Here is a 15,649-nt window from a genome sequence, read left to right as displayed (position 1 = left end):
CCATGCACCTGCTCAGGACCCAGCCCGGCGGTTTCGTCTCGGATGACAACATTGCCGACCTTGGCCAAACCCCCGCCGAGCTGGTGATCCTGTGCAGCGGCGACTCCAGCCTGGCGCTGCTCGCCGAGGCCGCGCAGCAGTTGCCCGAAGATTACCCGAGCCTGCGCCTGGCCAATCCGATGCAGGTGCAGAATCACGCCTCGGTCGATCTGTATGTCGATGAAGTGCTGCGTCACGCCAAGGTGATTCTGATTTCGTTGCACGGTGGCATTGCCTATTGGCGTTATGGCGTTGAGCGTCTGGTTGAGTTGTCCGAGCGTGGCGTGAAGTTGATTCTGGTGCCGGGCGATGACCGTCCCGATCCGGAGCTCAGCGACTTGAGCACTGTCAACGCCGAAGATCGCGACCGGCTCTGGCAGTTTTTGCGTCAGGGCGGCTTGGGCAATGCGCTGGACTTCTTCCGCTGTCTGGCCAGCCGTTGGCTCGCCCGTGATTACGCCTGGGAAGAACCGCAGACCCTGCCGCGCACGGCGATTTACCACCCCAATAAAACCTCCGCCGCACTGAGTGACTGGGAAGCCGAATGGCTGCCCGAAAACCCGGTTGCGGCGGTGCTGTTTTACCGCTCGCATCTGCAAGCGGCGAACACTGCTTTTATCGATGTTTTCTGCCAGCGCTTGCAGGCGGCGGGGCTTAATCCGTTGCCGATCGCGGTGGCCAGTCTGAAAGAACCCGGCTGCCTGACGGTGGTCGAGGATTGGCTGGATGAAGTCGAGGCTGGGGTGATTTTGAACACCACTGGCTTCGCCCAATCCAGCCCTGAAGCGCCGCACTTGCGGCCGTTTCGCCGCAATATTCCGGTGATCCAGGCGATCTGCGCGCAGGACAACGAGCCTGGCTGGCGCGCCAGCGAGCAAGGCCTGGGGCCGCGGGATCTGGCCATGCACATTGCCTTGCCGGAACTCGACGGACGCATCATCAGCCGACCGATCAGCTTCAAGGATCTGGCCTGGCGCAGCGAGCGCAGTCAGTCCGACGTGGTCTGCTATCGCGCGCAGCCCGAGCGTATGGATTTTGTCGCCGAATTGGCGCGGCGCTGGATCGATCTGGCGCGGGTGCCAAATGGCGATAAACGCATCGCGTTGATCCTCGCCAACTACCCAACCCGTGATGGACGCATCGGCAACGGCGTCGGCCTCGACACGCCGGCGGCGGCACTGAACATCCTGCGTGCGTTGCAGGCTGAGGGCTATCCGGTCACCGCAGAATTGCCGGGCAGCGGCACCGAGTTGATCCAGCAGTTGCTCGGTGGCGTCAGCAACGATCTCGACACCATTGATCTGCGCCCCTGCCAACAAAGCCTGGCGATGGACGCTTACCTGACGATGTTCAACGCCTTGCCCGAAACCAATCGTGCGGCGGTGGTTGAACGCTGGGGCGCGCCGCAAAACGATCCGATGTGCCGCGACGGGCGCATGATGATCGCCGGCATTCGCTTCGGCCTGACCTTCGTCGGCATTCAACCGGCGCGTGGTTATCAGGTTGACCCGAGTGCGGTCTATCACGACCCGGATCTGGTGCCACCGCACGGCTATATGGCGTTCTATTTCTGGCTGCGCAACACCTACGGTGCACACGGCGTGATTCACGTTGGCAAACACGGCAACCTCGAATGGCTGCCGGGCAAGGGTGTTGGTCTTTCGGAGAATTGCTGGCCGGATGCGTTGCTCGGGCCGCTGCCGAACATTTATCCGTTTATTGTCAACGACCCGGGTGAGGGCGCCCAGGCCAAGCGACGCACGCAAGCGGTGATCATCGATCACTTGATGCCGCCGCTGACCCGCGCCGAAACCTACGGGCCGCTGCGCAATCTGGAACTGCTGGCTGACGAGTATTACGAAGCGCAACTGCTCGATCCGCGCCGCGCCCGCGAGTTGCAGCGCGACATTCTGCAATTGGTGCGCGAGACGCAGATCGACCGCGAACTGCAACTCGACGCCGGGATGGACAGCGACGCCGACGCGGCAATCTGGCTACCGCGTCTCGATACCTATTTGTGTGATTTGAAGGAATCGCAGATTCGCGATGGCTTGCACATTTTTGGCGAGTCACCGAGCGGGCGATTGCGCATTGATACGTTGCTGGCGCTGCTGCGCATTCCACGCGGAGACGGCAAGGGCGCGCAGTCGAGTCTGCTGCGCGCGTTGGCCAAAGCCTTTGAACTCGGTTTCGATCCGCTCGATTGCGCGCTAGCCGATCCATGGACCGGCCCGCGCCCCGCAGAGCTGCAATCGCAAAGCGATGAAGTCTGGCGCAGCGCCGGCGACACCCGCGAACGCCTCGAACTGTTTGCCACGCAACTGATTTCCCAGACGCTGCAATCCCCTTGTAGGAGTGAGCCTGCTCGCGATAGCGGAGTGTCATTCGATACAGATTTGCCTGATACACCGCCATCGCGAGCAGGCTCACTCCTACAAGGGCCGCGTTGGGCTGAAGTCAGTGCAATAGTCGAGAATCTGCGCGAAGTCGTCGCCCCACGCCTCGATGCCTGCGGCCCTGCCGAAATGCGCGGCCTGCTCGACGCCCTCAGCGGTCGTTTCGTCCCTGCTGGCCCGAGTGGCGCACCCAGCCGTGGCCGCCTCGACGTGCTGCCCACCGGGCGCAACTTCTACTCGGTCGACGTACGCAACTTGCCGACCACCACCGCGTGGCGCATCGGTTTCCAGTCGGCGACGTTGATTCTCGAACGCCATCTCCAGGACCACGGCGATCACCTGCGCCAGCTCGGTTTATCGGTCTGGGGCACGGCAACCATGCGCACCGGTGGCGACGACATCGCCCAGGCCATGGCGTTGATGGGCGTGCGTCCGGTGTGGGCCACTGGCAGTCAGCGCGTTGACGATTTCGAAATTCTGCCGCTGAGTCTGCTCGACCGCCCGCGCGTCGATGTCACGTTGCGGGTTTCCGGATTTTTCCGCGATGCGTTCGCTAACCTGATTCGCCTGTTCGATGCGGCGGTGCAGGCGGTAGCGGCACTGGACGAGCCGGACGATCTCAACCCATTGGCCGCCAAAGTACGGGCCGAGCGCGAGGCACTGTTGCAGTCGGGCGTCGATGCGGACACAGCACGGCGTCAGGCCGGTTGGCGGATCTTCGGCGCCAAACCCGGTGCCTACGGCGCAGGCGTGCAGGGCGCGATCGATGGCCGTTTGTGGCAGAGCCGCGACGATCTGGCCGAGGTTTATCTGAACTGGGGCGCTTACGCCTATGGCGGTGCCGACGAAGGTACGGCCGCCCGCGAGCAGTTCGTCCAGCGCCTGAGTCACGTCCAGGCGGTGCTGCAAAATCAGGACAACCGCGAGCACGACTTGCTTGATTCCAACGACTATTACCAGTTCCAGGGCGGCATGCTTGCTGCCGTGGAAACCCTGCGCGGCGAAGCGGCGGCGAGTTATCACGGCGATCACAGTCAACCGGATCTGCCGAAGATTCGCACCTTGAAAGAAGAACTGAACCGAGTGATTCGCTCACGGGCGGCCAATCCGAAATGGATCGACGGGGTCAAGCGTCACGGCTATAAAGGCGCGTTCGAACTGGCGGCGACGGTTGATAACCTGTTTGCGTTTGATGCGACGACTCAACTGATTGATGACCACCAGTACGCGTTGTTGGCAGAGGCTTATTTGCTCGATCCGGCAACCCGGGAGTTTGTTCGCGAGCATAATCCGCATGCGCTGCGGGACATGACCGAGCGCATGCTTGAGGCGCAGCAGCGCGGGATGTGGCAGGAGCCGGGGGCTTATAAAGAGGCGCTGGAGAATCTGCTGTTGGATATTGAGGAAGATATGTAGCGTCCTCAGGAAAGTCACCCCCTCACCCCAGCCCTCTCCCCCAAGGGGGCGAGGGGGAAAGGGAGCCGATTTGTGTGCTGTTCAGAATCGAAGTCGACTCGATAATCCAGGTCGGCGTACCTTGAAAGAACACCTCGGTCAGTTCCCTCTCCCTCCGGGAGAGGGCTAGGGTGAGGGCCACCCCGACTGACACCCCACAATGCCAAGTACATCCACGACCACGACAGAGAAAACCCAAATGACCGACACCCCGCATTTCCCGCTCTCCGCCGTGGTCGGCGCCGATGACCTGAAACTCGCCCTGTGCCTCACCGCCATCGACCCGAAAATCGGCGGTGTGCTGATCGAAGGCCCGCGAGGCATGGCCAAATCCACCCTGGCCCGTGGTTTGGCCGACCTGCTCGCCAGCGGTCAATTTGTCACCTTGCCGCTGGGTGCGACTGAAGAACGCCTGGTCGGCACCCTCGACCTCGACGCCGCCCTCAGCGAGGGGCGAGCGCAGTTTTCGCCGGGCGTACTGGCCAAGGCTGACGGCGGCGTGCTCTACGTCGATGAAGTCAATCTGCTGCCCGATCATTTGGTCGATCTGCTGCTCGACGTTGCCGCCAGCGGCACCAACCTGATCGAGCGCGACGGCATCTCCCATCGGCATTCGGCGAAGTTCGTGCTGATCGGCACGATGAACCCGGAAGAGGGCGAGCTGCGTCCGCAACTGCTTGACCGCTTCGGCCTGAACGTTGCCCTCAGTGGCCACACGGCGCCGACCGAGCGCGGGCAGATCATCCGTCGGCGTCTGGATTTCGACAGCGATCCGCAAGCGTTCTGCACGCAGTGGGAAGCTGAGCAACAAGCCCTGCGTGTGCGTTGCGAAAATGCTCGCGCTGCCTTGGCCAATATTGCGCTGGACGATGCCGCACTGGCGCAGATCACCGAGCGTTGCTTTGCTGCCGGCGTCGATGGACTGCGTGCCGACCTGGTCTGGTTACGCGCCGCTCGTGCTCACGCGGCATGGCGCGGGGCTGAGGTGATTGGCGAGGAAGACATCGACGCCGTGGCCGAGTTTGCCCTGCGCCATCGGCGCCGTGAGCAAGCGCCATCGAGTCCGCAACAACCGGCTCAGGCGCCGGCCGAGACTCAGGCATCACCGAGCGAAGGGCAGGGCCAGTGGGGTGACATGCCGGCGCCGGCGCTCGCCACCGGCGCCCGCCGCGAAGTGCCGAGCTGGCCAAAAAAGCCTTAGGCATTCGTCCCCGATCCGATGCGGGGGCGAATGCCAGACCCCGCGCCGGACGGCTGGACAACGGACGTCAGGGCAAGCGCCATACGGCCCGCAGCGGTACGGTGAACTGGCCGGGCACGTTGCTCAAGGGGCGTCCTCGGGTTCGTGAAGATCTGCTGTTTCAACTGCGCACACGCTCGCCGCATGAGCTGTGGCTGGTGATCGTCGATGCCTCCGCCTCGACGCGGCGTCATCAGGCCTTGAGCGATGCCAAAGGCCTGCTCGCGCAACTGTTCGATGACGCCTATCGCCAACGGGCGCGCCTGGCCTTGTTGACGGCCAGCGGCTCGGCGCCGAAATGGCAGGTGCAAGGGTTGAAGGCCTCCAGCGGTTTGCATAGCTGGCTGGAGGCGTTGGGCGCTGGCGGTGGCACGCCGTTGCTGGCGGCACTGGTGCAGGCAGAGCAATGGCTGTCGGTGCGCCGCAAGCGCTTTCCCGCCGAGCAGCAGCGGCTGTTGGTGGTGACCGATGGGCGTTTGAAACAGTGGTCGGGATTACCGGCGCTAGCGTGTCCGGGGTTGTTGATCGATATCGAGCGCGGGCCGATCCGGTTGGGTCGGGCACGGGATCTGGCTTCAGCGTTGGGATCCGAGTATCGACACATTGATGAGCTGATTTCTCTCTAACCTTTTCGGCGATTGTTCTACCGTCTTCGCGAGCAGGCTCACTCCTACATTTGGAATGCGTTCCCCTGTAGGAGTGAGCCTGCTCGCGATTGCATCGACCCGGTCTAGAACCGAACACTCAAAACCCGCATCCCTGCTCTATGCTGCACCCAGCCCAATCACAAGGAGTGAGCGATGCGCGTTCTGGTCAAAAACCCTCAAGACGACTTCCGCGTCAAAGCCTACGCCGGCACCAACGGCGTGCTGCTGGCCATGGATCTGGCCGAACCCCGGCGCAAAGGCCTGCTGGGATTTGCCATCGAAAAGCAGCAGGGCGCCAAACCCTGGTTGTTCCTGTTCAACAGCCTGACCTTCCCGAATAAGGCTCACACCTTTCCCCAGTTCCACGCGACACCAAGCGATACCGCGCCGCTGCAGAAATTTCGCTGGGCGGATTACGCGGTCAATCCGGGCATGACCCTCCACTATCGCGTGCATCTGGCCTACGGCACGGCCGATGCCGTGCAGTTGGGCGAGTCGCTGGAGCTGACGATCACTTCCGATGACGGCCAGCCGAGCAACCAAAGCGTGAATTTCAATCGAGCCGTTGCTGCCAGTCAGGCCTTCCAGCGCAAGTTTCCTGATCTCGACGCGCAGATCAGCGCCAATAAAAACATGCCCATCGAAGCCTGGCCCGATGCGGCCCGTCAGTGGCTGGAAAACGGTTTGCTCGGGCGCTTGCTGGGTTTTATCGAGCGTGCCGTCGATGACCAATGGGCGCTGGACATTGCCATCTACGAATATCAATTGCAGGCGATCGTCGTAGCGGTGAACGCGGCGTTCGCGCGGGGCGTGAAGGTGCGGGTGCTCTACCACGCCCGGCCGGACGATGAAGACACCACAATCAACGAAGCGAGTCTGGCGGCACTGCCTGCGGCGAGCAAACGCGGGCGAGTGACCCATAACATCTTTCACAACAAATTCATGGTCCTCAGTCGCGTCGGTGTCAGTGGTGAGCATCACCCTGAGGCGGTTCTGTGTGGCAGCACTAATTTCACCGCCAACGGGGTCTACCGGCAGGCCAACGTGGTGCATGTGCTGGACGATGAATCGATCGCCGCGAGTTATCAGCAGACGTTCGAGCAGATCTGGGTGCAGCCGGACGACGTCGGTGCAACCCGTGACTGGATCACCGAACACAATCCGATGAATCCGCAGCAGCCGTTATTTACCGGGTTTTCACCGCGTACCGGCGGGGCTGACCTGCAGGCGTTCGAGAACATCATCAGCGCGGCAAAAAAGGACGTGCTGTTCGTCACCGCGTTCTCGCTGCCGGACGCGATCCTTAATGCCTTGCTTGGCCAGCCCCACGACGACATTTTGCGTTATGGCCTGCAAAACACCGCCAGCCGCATCACCGGGTTTCACGCCGACCGCAGCGCCGAATTCGCCGCCACCGCTTTGCTCAATACCGGTCTGGAAGGCTGGCTGCGCGAGAACATGAAAGGTCAGAAAGGCAATCTGCTGGTGCACACCAAAGCGGTGGTCACCGACTTCACCACCGATACGCCGACCATCATCAGTGGCAGCCATAACCTCAGCGCTTCGGCCAGTAATGGCAACGATGAAAACTACCTGATCATTCGCGGCGACACCGATCTGGCGGATCGTTACGGGCTGGAGCTGCTGCGATTTTACGAGCATTACCGGTTTCGCTATTTCGCGAAGAAACTGGCGTTGAAGCAGGTGAGTCCGTTGGCCGTGGATGACAGTTGGACTAACGATTACTACATCGAGGGGGATTTGCGGCAGTTGTCCCGGCTGCGTTTTGCCGGACGCTGAAACCGTACTGTAGGAGCTGCCGAAGGCTGCGATCTTTTGATCTTGTTTTTAAGAATCAAAATCAAAAGATCGCAGCCTTCGGCAGCTCCTACAGAGGTATTCGGGGCGGATTACAGATTTTGAAATGATTTGCCGCTGTAGGAAATGTTCCCAAAGCCTGTACGCTCCAAGGCCACTTTTCATTCAGGATCTACATGAACACCCTCTCGGAGCCTCCCAGTTTCAGCTTCCCCTCGCGCCATGGCGCGGTCTTGACGCACTCGCAGCATCCAGTTTTCCGACACCCGACTATCGTTGCTAACGCGGCCCCAGAGCCTTTGCGTTGCGCTTTGCCGTGTCCGGCAGCCTGAATCAACCGAGAGAGATAGAGACGTTTTATGGAATGGTTAGCGGATCCCACGGCCTGGTTAGGCTTGTTGACTTTGATCGTGCTGGAACTGGTGCTGGGTATCGACAACCTGGTGTTCATCGCAATCCTCGCGGATAAATTGCCGCCGCATCAACGTGATCGTGCACGGATTATCGGCCTGTCGCTGGCGCTGATCATGCGTCTTGGCCTGTTGGCGAGTATTTCCTGGCTGGTCACCCTCACGCAGCCGTTGTTCGAGGTGTTCGACAAGAGCTTCTCCGGCCGTGACCTGATCATGCTGTTCGGTGGCGTGTTCCTGCTGTTCAAGGCCACCATGGAATTGCACGAACGCCTTGAAGGTCACGTCGGCGAACGCACGACCAACAGCGCTTATGCCATGTTCTGGCCGATCGTCGCGCAGATCGTGGTGCTCGACGCGGTGTTCTCGCTCGATGCGGTGATCACGGCGGTGGGCATGGTCGATGAATTGGCGGTGATGATGATCGCAGTGATCATCTCGATCGGCTTGATGATTGTCGCCAGCAAGCCGCTGACGCGCTTCGTCAACGCGCACCCGACGGTGATCATGCTGTGTCTGGGCTTCCTGATGATGATCGGTTTCGCCCTGACCGCCGAAGGTCTGGGCTTCCACATTCCGAAAGGTTATCTGTACGCCGCCATCGGTTTCTCGATTCTGATCGAGGTGTTCAACCAGATCGCCCGGGCACGCCGCAAGCGCTCGATGCAGGGTTTACGGCCGATACGCGAGCGCACGGCTCACGCGGTCATGCGTTTGCTGGGCGGGCGCAAACTGGCGGTGGAAGAGGTCGGCGAAGAACTCTCCGACCTGCTCGACGACGGTGACGCGCCAAGTACCGAACTGTTCGATCGTCGTGAACGGGTGATGATCAGCGGTGTGCTGCAACTGGCCGAGCGGCCGATTCGCGGGCTGATGACCGTGCGCGCCGATGTCGACACGATTGATCTGGCCGATGACCGCGAGGCGATTCGAACCCGCTTGATGCACTCGTCCTATTCGCGTCTGCCGTTGATTCGCAACGGTGCGGTGGATGAGCCGTTGGGCTTCGTGCACAAGAAGGAACTGCTCAAGGAATACCTGGCCGGCACCGAGCCGAACCTGGAACACCTGGCGCGCAAGACCATCAATTTGCTCGACAGTTACTCGATCCTCAACGCACTGGAGCAGATGCGCGCTGCGTCGACGCACATTGCCTTCGTGGTCAACGAGTTCGGCGACTTTGTCGGCGTATTGACCATGACCGACATTCTCGAATCGATTGCCGGTGAGTTGCCCGATGCCAGCGAAATCGAAGGCCCGGACGTGGTCGAGGAGCAGGGCGGGTTTATGGTCAGCGGTGCGTTGAATCTGGCGCGGGTGCGCCAACGCACCGGGTTTGGCGCCAAGCCGACCGAGGACTATCAGACCATGGCCGGGTTGGTGATGAGCCTTCTTGATCGTCTCCCGGTCATTGGTGATCGTCTGGAACTTGAAGGCTGGCACATGACGGTCAAAGCGGTGGAAGAGCGGCGGGTGACGCGGGTGCTTTTGGAGCGCGCGCCAGCGTAATCCTTGAGTTCTCTACGAAACGTGCCGGCCACTTCGCGAGCAAGCTCGCTCCCACATTGGAATGCGTTTCAAATGTGGGAGTGAGCCTGCTCGCGAATGCTTGGGTTGATCCATTGTTCATCCTGACGTACCACTGCCTTGCTGTTCCTTGGGCGTTTTTACTTCCGGCTTTCGACGTCACTGCTCGAATGAGTGCGCTTCAAACAAGAGAACAGGAAGCTGGATTTATCCCCTGACACCGAACAGGGATCTCCACTACACCCCGATTCGCTCAAGGGTGTTTTTCGGTTCTCTAGTCTCCAGACTCAGTAGCACCAGACTGCCAAATTGCGCGGCGGCGACGCTGTTTGCTCCGTCTGTCTGGAGTCTGACTGTGGCGCCGGTCGTGCCGGCTGGCGCGAGGATCCAGTCGGTTCGCACTTGCCAGTTTGGATCGTCTGTCAGCGCCAACTCAAGTTCGTCGCCAGCAGGATGTAGCGTCAATATCACGCGAGCCGTGGAGCCGGATGCAGTCTTGATTCTGGCGGACAGCGCATATTCTTCGGCTTCAGATTGGAAAATGACGTCCTGACTGATGTATCCGGGTGAAGTGATCTTGCAGTCATCCTCGTTGAATTTCACCTGATCTGGATGGCTCACTGACCAGTCTTTCTCGCCTTCGTAGAACTCGCCATTCCTGATCAAATTCGTCATGTCCTTATCCCTCCCTGCGACTTTTTGGTTAACCCGGCTTCGGAACCTTCAGCCTGTTCAGCACTGACTCCGCAGGTGCGCACGTGCAACCGTGCACAGAGTACGAAGTGTCTGACGCAGCCAGGGCAGATTATGCGTTTTTTTACGGGCGGCAGCGGGCGCTTTGGTCTTGCCGATGTGCTCGGCGAAATCCCGTGCGAGGGTTTCTTCCGTGCCGATGCCTTTGAGTTTTTTCACCAGCCTGCCGTTCTTGTAGAACAGTACGGTGGGCGTACCGGTTACCAGCGGATGACGGGCAGTTTCGCTGGTATTGAGCATGTAGATATTGGCGCGATGCCGGTATGGCTCGGCCGTCTGGCGAAAAATCGGCCCGGCCCACTCGCAGGCGGGGCAATGTTCGTTAGCGAAATAAAGGATTACTGGGCGCCAGGTTTTCAGGGCTTTGCGATAGGTGGGGGGCAACGTGGCGAGAGGGATATTCGCGCTCATGAGAATCTCCTTTTCAGTTGTCGCTGTTTCACTAAACGGTAATCCAGCGCGCTCCGCACGCCTACTGTCAGAGTTGACAGGTGTCACGCGCATTGTTTTGTGTCATGCGCCCCGCAATGTGGCGCGAATACCCGGCGTGTGTAGCCAACGGTAGCGAGTCTTCATGGTGTCTTTGGTAACAGCGCCATTGTCTTTTTCTGCATCTCTTTGATTTCGAAAACTTTTAATTCCACTACAGATTCCCCAACAATCCTGTGGCACACTTTCTGCTGTCTATTCCGTAGTAACAAACCGTGTTCCGGTATAGCGGAATAAACACCATTCTGGAGTGCTTGCCATGCATCGCCGTCCTTCGTTGTTCAAAGCGTGTGTTTTTGTTCTTGCGGCTTCGTCCGCTGTCATGGGTATGGCCCAGGCAGCTGACAGCAAACTCGACAGTGTTCTGGCCCGTGGCAAATTGATCGTGGGCACCGGCAGCACCAATGCGCCGTGGCACTTTCAGGGCGCGGACGGCAAGTTGCAGGGCTTTGATATCGACATTGCGCGGATCGTCGCCAAAGGTCTGTTCAATGATCCGAGCAAAGTCGAGTTCGTGGTGCAGTCGTCCGATGCGCGGATTCCCAATCTGCTGACCGACAAGGTCGACATGAGCTGCCAGTTCATCACCGTTACCGCCAGCCGCGCGCAACAAGTGGCGTTCACCCTGCCGTACTACCGCGAAGGCGTCGGCCTGTTGCTGCCGAACAACAGCAAGTACAAGGAAATTGAAGACCTGCAGGCCGCCGGCGACAGCGTCACCGTGGCGGTGCTGCAAAACGTCTATGCCGAAGAACTGGTGCATCAGGCATTGCCGAAAGCCAAGGTCGATCAGTACGACAGCGTCGACCTGATGTATCAGGCGGTGAACTCCGGCCGCGCCGATGCCGCCGCCACCGACCAGTCCTCGGTCAAATACCTGATGGTGCAGAACCCTGGCCGCTACCGCAGCCCAAGCTATGCGTGGAGCCCGCAAACCTATGCGTGCGCGGTGAAACGCGGCGATCAGGACTGGCTGAACTTCGTCAACACTGCGCTGCATGAAGCCATGACCGGCGTTGAATTCCCGACTTATGCGGCGTCGTTCAAGCAATGGTTCGGTGTAGATCTGCCTTCGCCAGCAATTGGTTTCCCAGTCGAATTCAAATGATCCCGTGAGAGTGGGGCGATTAAAGTCGCCCCGCTCAAGGTACTGCTGACTATGAACTATCAGTTGAACTTTGCCGCCGTCTGGCGCGATTTCGACACCTTGCTGGCGGGGCTCGGTCTGGGCCTCGAACTGGCGCTGGTGTCGATCGCCATCGGCTGCGTGATCGGCCTGCTGATGGCGTTTGCCTTGCTGTCGAAGCATCGCGCCTTGCGGGTGCTGGCTTCGGTGTACGTCACGGTGGTGCGTAACACGCCAATTCTGGTGTTGATTCTGTTGATCTACTTTGCGCTGCCAAGCCTGGGCATTCGTCTGGACAAGATTCCCTCGTTCATCATCACGCTGTCGTTGTATGCCGGGGCGTACCTGACCGAAGTGTTCCGTGGCGGCTTGCTGAGCATCCCCAACGGGCAGCGTGAAGCCGGGCTGGCGATCGGTCTCGGCGAGTGGCAGGTCAAGGCCTACGTCACCGTGCCGGTGATGTTGCGCAACGTCTTGCCGGCGCTGTCGAACAACTTCATTTCGCTGTTCAAGGACACCTCGCTGGCTGCCGCGATCGCGGTGCCGGAGCTGACCTATTACGCGCGCAAGATTAACGTCGAGAGCTACCGGGTGATTGAAACCTGGCTGGTGACCACGGCGTTGTATGTCGCGGCCTGTTACCTCATTGCCATGCTGCTGCGCTACCTCGAGCAGCGTCTGGCGATCCGCCGATAGGAGGCTGCGATGTACGAATCTCCCAGTTGGTTACATGAGTTGTGGGTCGCACGCGAGCCACTGTGGCAGGGTTTTTTGACCAGCGTGCAAGTGTCGGCGCTGGCGATTCTGCTCGGCACGATGCTCGGCGTTATTACCGGGTTGGTGCTGACGTACGGCAAGTTCTGGATGCGCGCACCGTTTCGGTTTTACGTCGATCTGATTCGCGGCACGCCGGTGTTTGTGCTGGTACTGGCCTGCTTCTATATGGCGCCGGCACTCGGCTGGCAGATCAGCGCATTTCAGGCCGGGGCCTTGGGGCTGACGCTGTTCTGCGGCTCCCACGTCGCTGAAATCGTGCGGGGTGCGCTGCAAGCCTTGCCGCGCGGGCAGATGGAGGCGAGCAAAGCCATCGGCCTGACGTTTTATCAATCCCTCGGTTATGTGCTGTTACCCCAGGCACTGCGGCAGATCCTGCCGACCTGGGTCAACTCGTCCACCGAAATCGTCAAGGCTTCGACCTTGCTCTCGGTGATCGGCGTGGCCGAATTGCTGCTCAGCACGCAACAGATCATCGCCCGGAACTTCATGACCCTGGAGTTCTACCTGTTCGCCGGTTTTCTGTTCTTCGTCATCAACTACGGCATCGAATTACTCGGCCGGCACATTGAAAAGCGGGTGGCTCTGCCATGACTCAAGCTCAAGTTTCTCCACAGAATCAGGCGTTGCTGGACATCCGTGGCCTGCACAAACAGTACGGCGCAGTAGAAGTGCTCAAAGGTGTCGATCTGAGCATGCAGCGCGGCAACGTGGTGACGCTGATCGGTTCCAGCGGTTCGGGTAAAACCACGCTGCTGCGTTGCGTGAACATGCTCGAAGAATTCCAGGGCGGACAGATCCTGCTTGACGGCGAATCCATCGGCTATGAAGAGGTCAACGGCAAGCGAGTGCGGCATGCCGAAAAAGTCATCGCCCGCCATCGTGCGATGACCGGCATGGCGTTCCAGCAGTTCAACCTGTTCCCGCATTTGACCGCGTTGCAGAACGTCACCCTGGGCTTGCTCAAGGTGAAGAAAATGCACAAGGACGAAGCCGTCGTCCTCGCGGAAAAGTGGCTGGAGCGCGTCGGCTTGCTGGAGCGGCGCAATCACTTTCCCGGTCAGTTGTCCGGCGGTCAGCAACAGCGCGTGGCGATTGCCCGGGCGATTGCGATGAACCCGAGTTTGATGCTGTTCGACGAAGTCACTTCGGCCCTCGACCCTGAGTTGGTCGGCGAAGTGCTCAACGTGATCAAGGGCCTGGCCGAAGACGGCATGACCATGCTGCTGGTGACCCACGAGATGCGTTTCGCCTTCGAGGTCTCGGACAAAATCGTTTTCATGAATCAGGGGCGAATCGAAGAGCAGGGGCCTCCCAAGGAACTGTTCGAGCGCCCGCAATCGCCGCGTCTGGCTGAGTTTCTCAAGAGCACGCGGTTTTAACTTTCGTTTTGTAATCAGGAGAAGCACCCATGAGCATTACGCGTTACGGCACCGGCAGCACCGCCGCTGGCGGTCAGCCACGTCCCTTCGCTCGCGCCGTTGAAGCGGATGGCTGGCTGCATGTGTCCGGCCAGGTGCCGGCGGTGGATGGCGAGATTATTGTCGGCGGCATCGTCGAGCAGACCCATCAGACCATGAAGAACCTGATCGCGATTCTCGAGGAGGCCGGTTATGGCCTGGAAGATGTCGTGCGTGCCGGGGTGTGGCTGGATGATCCGCGTGATTTCAGCAGTTTCAACAAGGTCTTCGGCGAATACTTCAAACCTGAACACGCACCGGCGCGGGCCTGTGTGCAGGCGAGCATGATGGTCGATTGCAAGGTCGAGATCGACTGCATCGCGTACAAGAAGAAGGCTTGAAAATTGCTGTGTTGCTTAGGCCGCAGCCCCTCACCCTAACCCTCTCCCAAGGGAGAGGGGACTGATCTGTATCGATGTGGATTTTGCGTATGACGCTTACATTTACATCGATACGGTCAGGCTCTTTCTCTCTGGGAGAGGGGACTGATCTGTATCGATGTGGATTTTGCGTATGACGCTTACATTTACATCGATACGGCCAGGCTCTTTCTCTCTGGGAGAGGGGACTGATCTCCATCGATGCAGATTTTGGCGGCTGACCATGACATGTGCATCGATACAGTCAGGCTCCCTCTCCCTCAGGGAGAGGGCGGGGGGTGAGGGCAGCAATCCAACTGACACAACACCAAGGGCCAGTTACCATCCGGCGACTTTGAATGGGAACCACTGAAATGACCGAAGACACCATCAAACGCCGGGCACGCGGTCTGGACCGGGCGTTCGATATCCTCGATTTCCTCAAGGAGATCGGCCAGCCGCTGCGCCCCAACGACATCGCCAACGGCATCGGCAGCCCGAAATCCACGGTCTACGAACTGGTCGCGTCGCTGCTCGAGCGACGAATTCTGGAGCCGGTGGGCAAGGACGGTCATGTCTATCTGGGCCGGCAGTTGTATTTTCTCGGTCAGGCGCATTTGCGTCATTTCGACCTCAGCCGCGAGGCCGATCACGCCTTGCAGGAGATCGTCAGCCAGACCCATGAAACCGCGCAGATGTGCCTGCTCAACGGCCGTAAATACACAGTGGCGTTGATGAAGGAGGGCGAGCGGCATTTCCGCATTTCCTCCGACATCGGTGAAAACGCCCCCATCCCGTGGACGGCTTCCGGGCGTCTGTTGCTCGCGCACTTGAGCGATCAACAGATCATCGACCTGATCGACGAAGACGACTTCATCCTGCCCGATGGCGAACGTCTGCCGCTGGAGCGTTTTCTCACGGAAATCCGTCAGGCCGGCATCGACGGATTTTTCTCCTTCGACAGCGTCGCCGACACCTTTACCCACTGCTTCGCCGCGCCGGTCAAAGACCCTCAAGGCGTAGCGATTTGCACCTTGTGCATCGTCGCCCCGCGGGCCGATGCGAAGAACAATTACAACGACTATCGCCGAGTGCTGATCGAGAGCGCCAACAGCCTCGCCCGGCGCATCAACGAATAACCACGGCTGCCTGCGGC

At 59.9% G+C, this 15,649-nt stretch carries 13 protein-coding genes; 11 read left to right on the top strand and 2 right to left on the bottom strand.

The window, feature by feature from the left end; all coding sequences use genetic code 11:
• Positions 1 to 2: 2 nt before the first annotated feature.
• The 5 genes from cobN (at position 3) to ACM6IN_RS00920 (ending at position 9,514) form a co-directional block, all read left to right on the top strand.
• Positions 3 to 3,851 (top strand): cobaltochelatase subunit CobN, encoded by a 3,849-nt coding sequence (gene cobN / locus ACM6IN_RS00940; protein WP_414915204.1) that lies wholly within the window; start codon positions 3 to 5, stop codon positions 3,849 to 3,851.
• Positions 3,852 to 4,089: 238 nt separating this feature from the next.
• Positions 4,090 to 5,091 carry an ATP-binding protein gene (locus ACM6IN_RS00935; protein WP_414915203.1) on the top strand — a complete coding sequence of 334 codons (1,002 nt, stop codon included), beginning with the start codon at positions 4,090 to 4,092 and terminating at the stop codon, positions 5,089 to 5,091.
• Positions 5,073 to 5,756, top strand: a complete 684-nt coding sequence (locus ACM6IN_RS00930; RefSeq protein WP_414915231.1) for a vWA domain-containing protein — start codon at positions 5,073 to 5,075, stop codon at positions 5,754 to 5,756. Before ACM6IN_RS00935 ends, ACM6IN_RS00930 begins: the two co-directional genes overlap by 19 nt.
• Before the next feature lie 174 nt (positions 5,757 to 5,930).
• Entirely contained in the window at positions 5,931 to 7,577 is a 1,647-nt protein-coding gene (locus ACM6IN_RS00925) for a phospholipase D-like domain-containing protein (protein WP_414915202.1), read from the top strand.
• A gap of 377 nt (positions 7,578 to 7,954) precedes the next feature.
• Entirely contained in the window at positions 7,955 to 9,514 is a 1,560-nt protein-coding gene (locus ACM6IN_RS00920; protein WP_123375084.1) for a TerC family protein, read from the top strand.
• Between the two features lie 255 nt (positions 9,515 to 9,769).
• Here ACM6IN_RS00920 and ACM6IN_RS00915 read toward each other — a convergent pair whose 3' ends face one another.
• Both ACM6IN_RS00915 and ACM6IN_RS00910 read right to left on the bottom strand, forming a co-directional pair.
• The gene (locus tag ACM6IN_RS00915) at positions 9,770 to 10,207 is read right to left on the bottom strand and encodes a hypothetical protein (RefSeq protein WP_414915201.1); all 438 of its coding nucleotides are present in this window, start codon (positions 10,205 to 10,207) and stop codon (positions 9,770 to 9,772) included.
• A gap of 57 nt (positions 10,208 to 10,264) precedes the next feature.
• Positions 10,265 to 10,696 carry a thioredoxin family protein gene (locus ACM6IN_RS00910; RefSeq protein WP_414915200.1) on the bottom strand — a complete coding sequence of 144 codons (432 nt, stop codon included), beginning with the start codon at positions 10,694 to 10,696 and terminating at the stop codon, positions 10,265 to 10,267.
• Between the two features lie 337 nt (positions 10,697 to 11,033).
• Between ACM6IN_RS00910 and ACM6IN_RS00905 the strand changes: the two genes are divergently transcribed.
• From ACM6IN_RS00905 to ACM6IN_RS00880, 6 genes are all read left to right on the top strand, one after another.
• The gene (locus ACM6IN_RS00905; protein ID WP_007912334.1) at positions 11,034 to 11,882 is read left to right on the top strand and encodes a transporter substrate-binding domain-containing protein; all 849 of its coding nucleotides are present in this window, start codon (positions 11,034 to 11,036) and stop codon (positions 11,880 to 11,882) included.
• A gap of 51 nt (positions 11,883 to 11,933) precedes the next feature.
• A complete protein-coding gene (locus ACM6IN_RS00900; RefSeq protein ID WP_007912333.1) occupies positions 11,934 to 12,596 on the top strand; it encodes an amino acid ABC transporter permease in 663 nt (220 codons plus the stop codon).
• A gap of 9 nt (positions 12,597 to 12,605) precedes the next feature.
• The gene (locus ACM6IN_RS00895; RefSeq protein WP_007912332.1) at positions 12,606 to 13,268 is read left to right on the top strand and encodes an amino acid ABC transporter permease; all 663 of its coding nucleotides are present in this window, start codon (positions 12,606 to 12,608) and stop codon (positions 13,266 to 13,268) included.
• Positions 13,265 to 14,056, top strand: a complete 792-nt coding sequence (locus tag ACM6IN_RS00890; protein ID WP_095113367.1) for an amino acid ABC transporter ATP-binding protein — start codon at positions 13,265 to 13,267, stop codon at positions 14,054 to 14,056. Before ACM6IN_RS00895 ends, ACM6IN_RS00890 begins: the two co-directional genes overlap by 4 nt.
• A gap of 29 nt (positions 14,057 to 14,085) precedes the next feature.
• Positions 14,086 to 14,475 (top strand): RidA family protein, encoded by a 390-nt coding sequence (locus ACM6IN_RS00885; protein WP_007912330.1) that lies wholly within the window; start codon positions 14,086 to 14,088, stop codon positions 14,473 to 14,475.
• A 392-nt stretch (positions 14,476 to 14,867) separates the two neighbouring features.
• Complete coding sequence (locus tag ACM6IN_RS00880) at positions 14,868 to 15,632, top strand: IclR family transcriptional regulator (RefSeq protein ID WP_414915230.1); 765 nt, start codon at positions 14,868 to 14,870, stop codon at positions 15,630 to 15,632.
• Positions 15,633 to 15,649: the final 17 nt, after the last annotated feature.

Origin of the sequence: Pseudomonas sp. IT-P395 (genome assembly GCF_949767675.1) — a bacterium.
Taxonomy (GTDB): Bacteria; Pseudomonadota; Gammaproteobacteria; order Pseudomonadales; family Pseudomonadaceae; genus Aquipseudomonas.
This window is presented reverse-complemented; position numbering and strand designations above follow the sequence as displayed.

Coding starts and splice junctions, on each gene's coding strand:
- cobN (WP_414915204.1), top strand. CDS start 3: ATGCACCTGCTCAGGACCCAGCCCGGCGGTTTCGTCTCGGATGACAAC.
- ACM6IN_RS00935 (WP_414915203.1), top strand. CDS start 4,090: ATGACCGACACCCCGCATTTCCCGCTCTCCGCCGTGGTCGGCGCCGAT.
- ACM6IN_RS00925 (WP_414915202.1), top strand. CDS start 5,931: ATGCGCGTTCTGGTCAAAAACCCTCAAGACGACTTCCGCGTCAAAGCC.
- ACM6IN_RS00920 (WP_123375084.1), top strand. CDS start 7,955: ATGGAATGGTTAGCGGATCCCACGGCCTGGTTAGGCTTGTTGACTTTG.
- ACM6IN_RS00915 (WP_414915201.1), bottom strand. CDS start 10,207: ATGACGAATTTGATCAGGAATGGCGAGTTCTACGAAGGCGAGAAAGAC.
- ACM6IN_RS00910 (WP_414915200.1), bottom strand. CDS start 10,696: ATGAGCGCGAATATCCCTCTCGCCACGTTGCCCCCCACCTATCGCAAA.
- ACM6IN_RS00905 (WP_007912334.1), top strand. CDS start 11,034: ATGCATCGCCGTCCTTCGTTGTTCAAAGCGTGTGTTTTTGTTCTTGCG.
- ACM6IN_RS00900 (WP_007912333.1), top strand. CDS start 11,934: ATGAACTATCAGTTGAACTTTGCCGCCGTCTGGCGCGATTTCGACACC.
- ACM6IN_RS00895 (WP_007912332.1), top strand. CDS start 12,606: ATGTACGAATCTCCCAGTTGGTTACATGAGTTGTGGGTCGCACGCGAG.
- ACM6IN_RS00890 (WP_095113367.1), top strand. CDS start 13,265: ATGACTCAAGCTCAAGTTTCTCCACAGAATCAGGCGTTGCTGGACATC.
- ACM6IN_RS00885 (WP_007912330.1), top strand. CDS start 14,086: ATGAGCATTACGCGTTACGGCACCGGCAGCACCGCCGCTGGCGGTCAG.
- ACM6IN_RS00880 (WP_414915230.1), top strand. CDS start 14,868: ATGACCGAAGACACCATCAAACGCCGGGCACGCGGTCTGGACCGGGCG.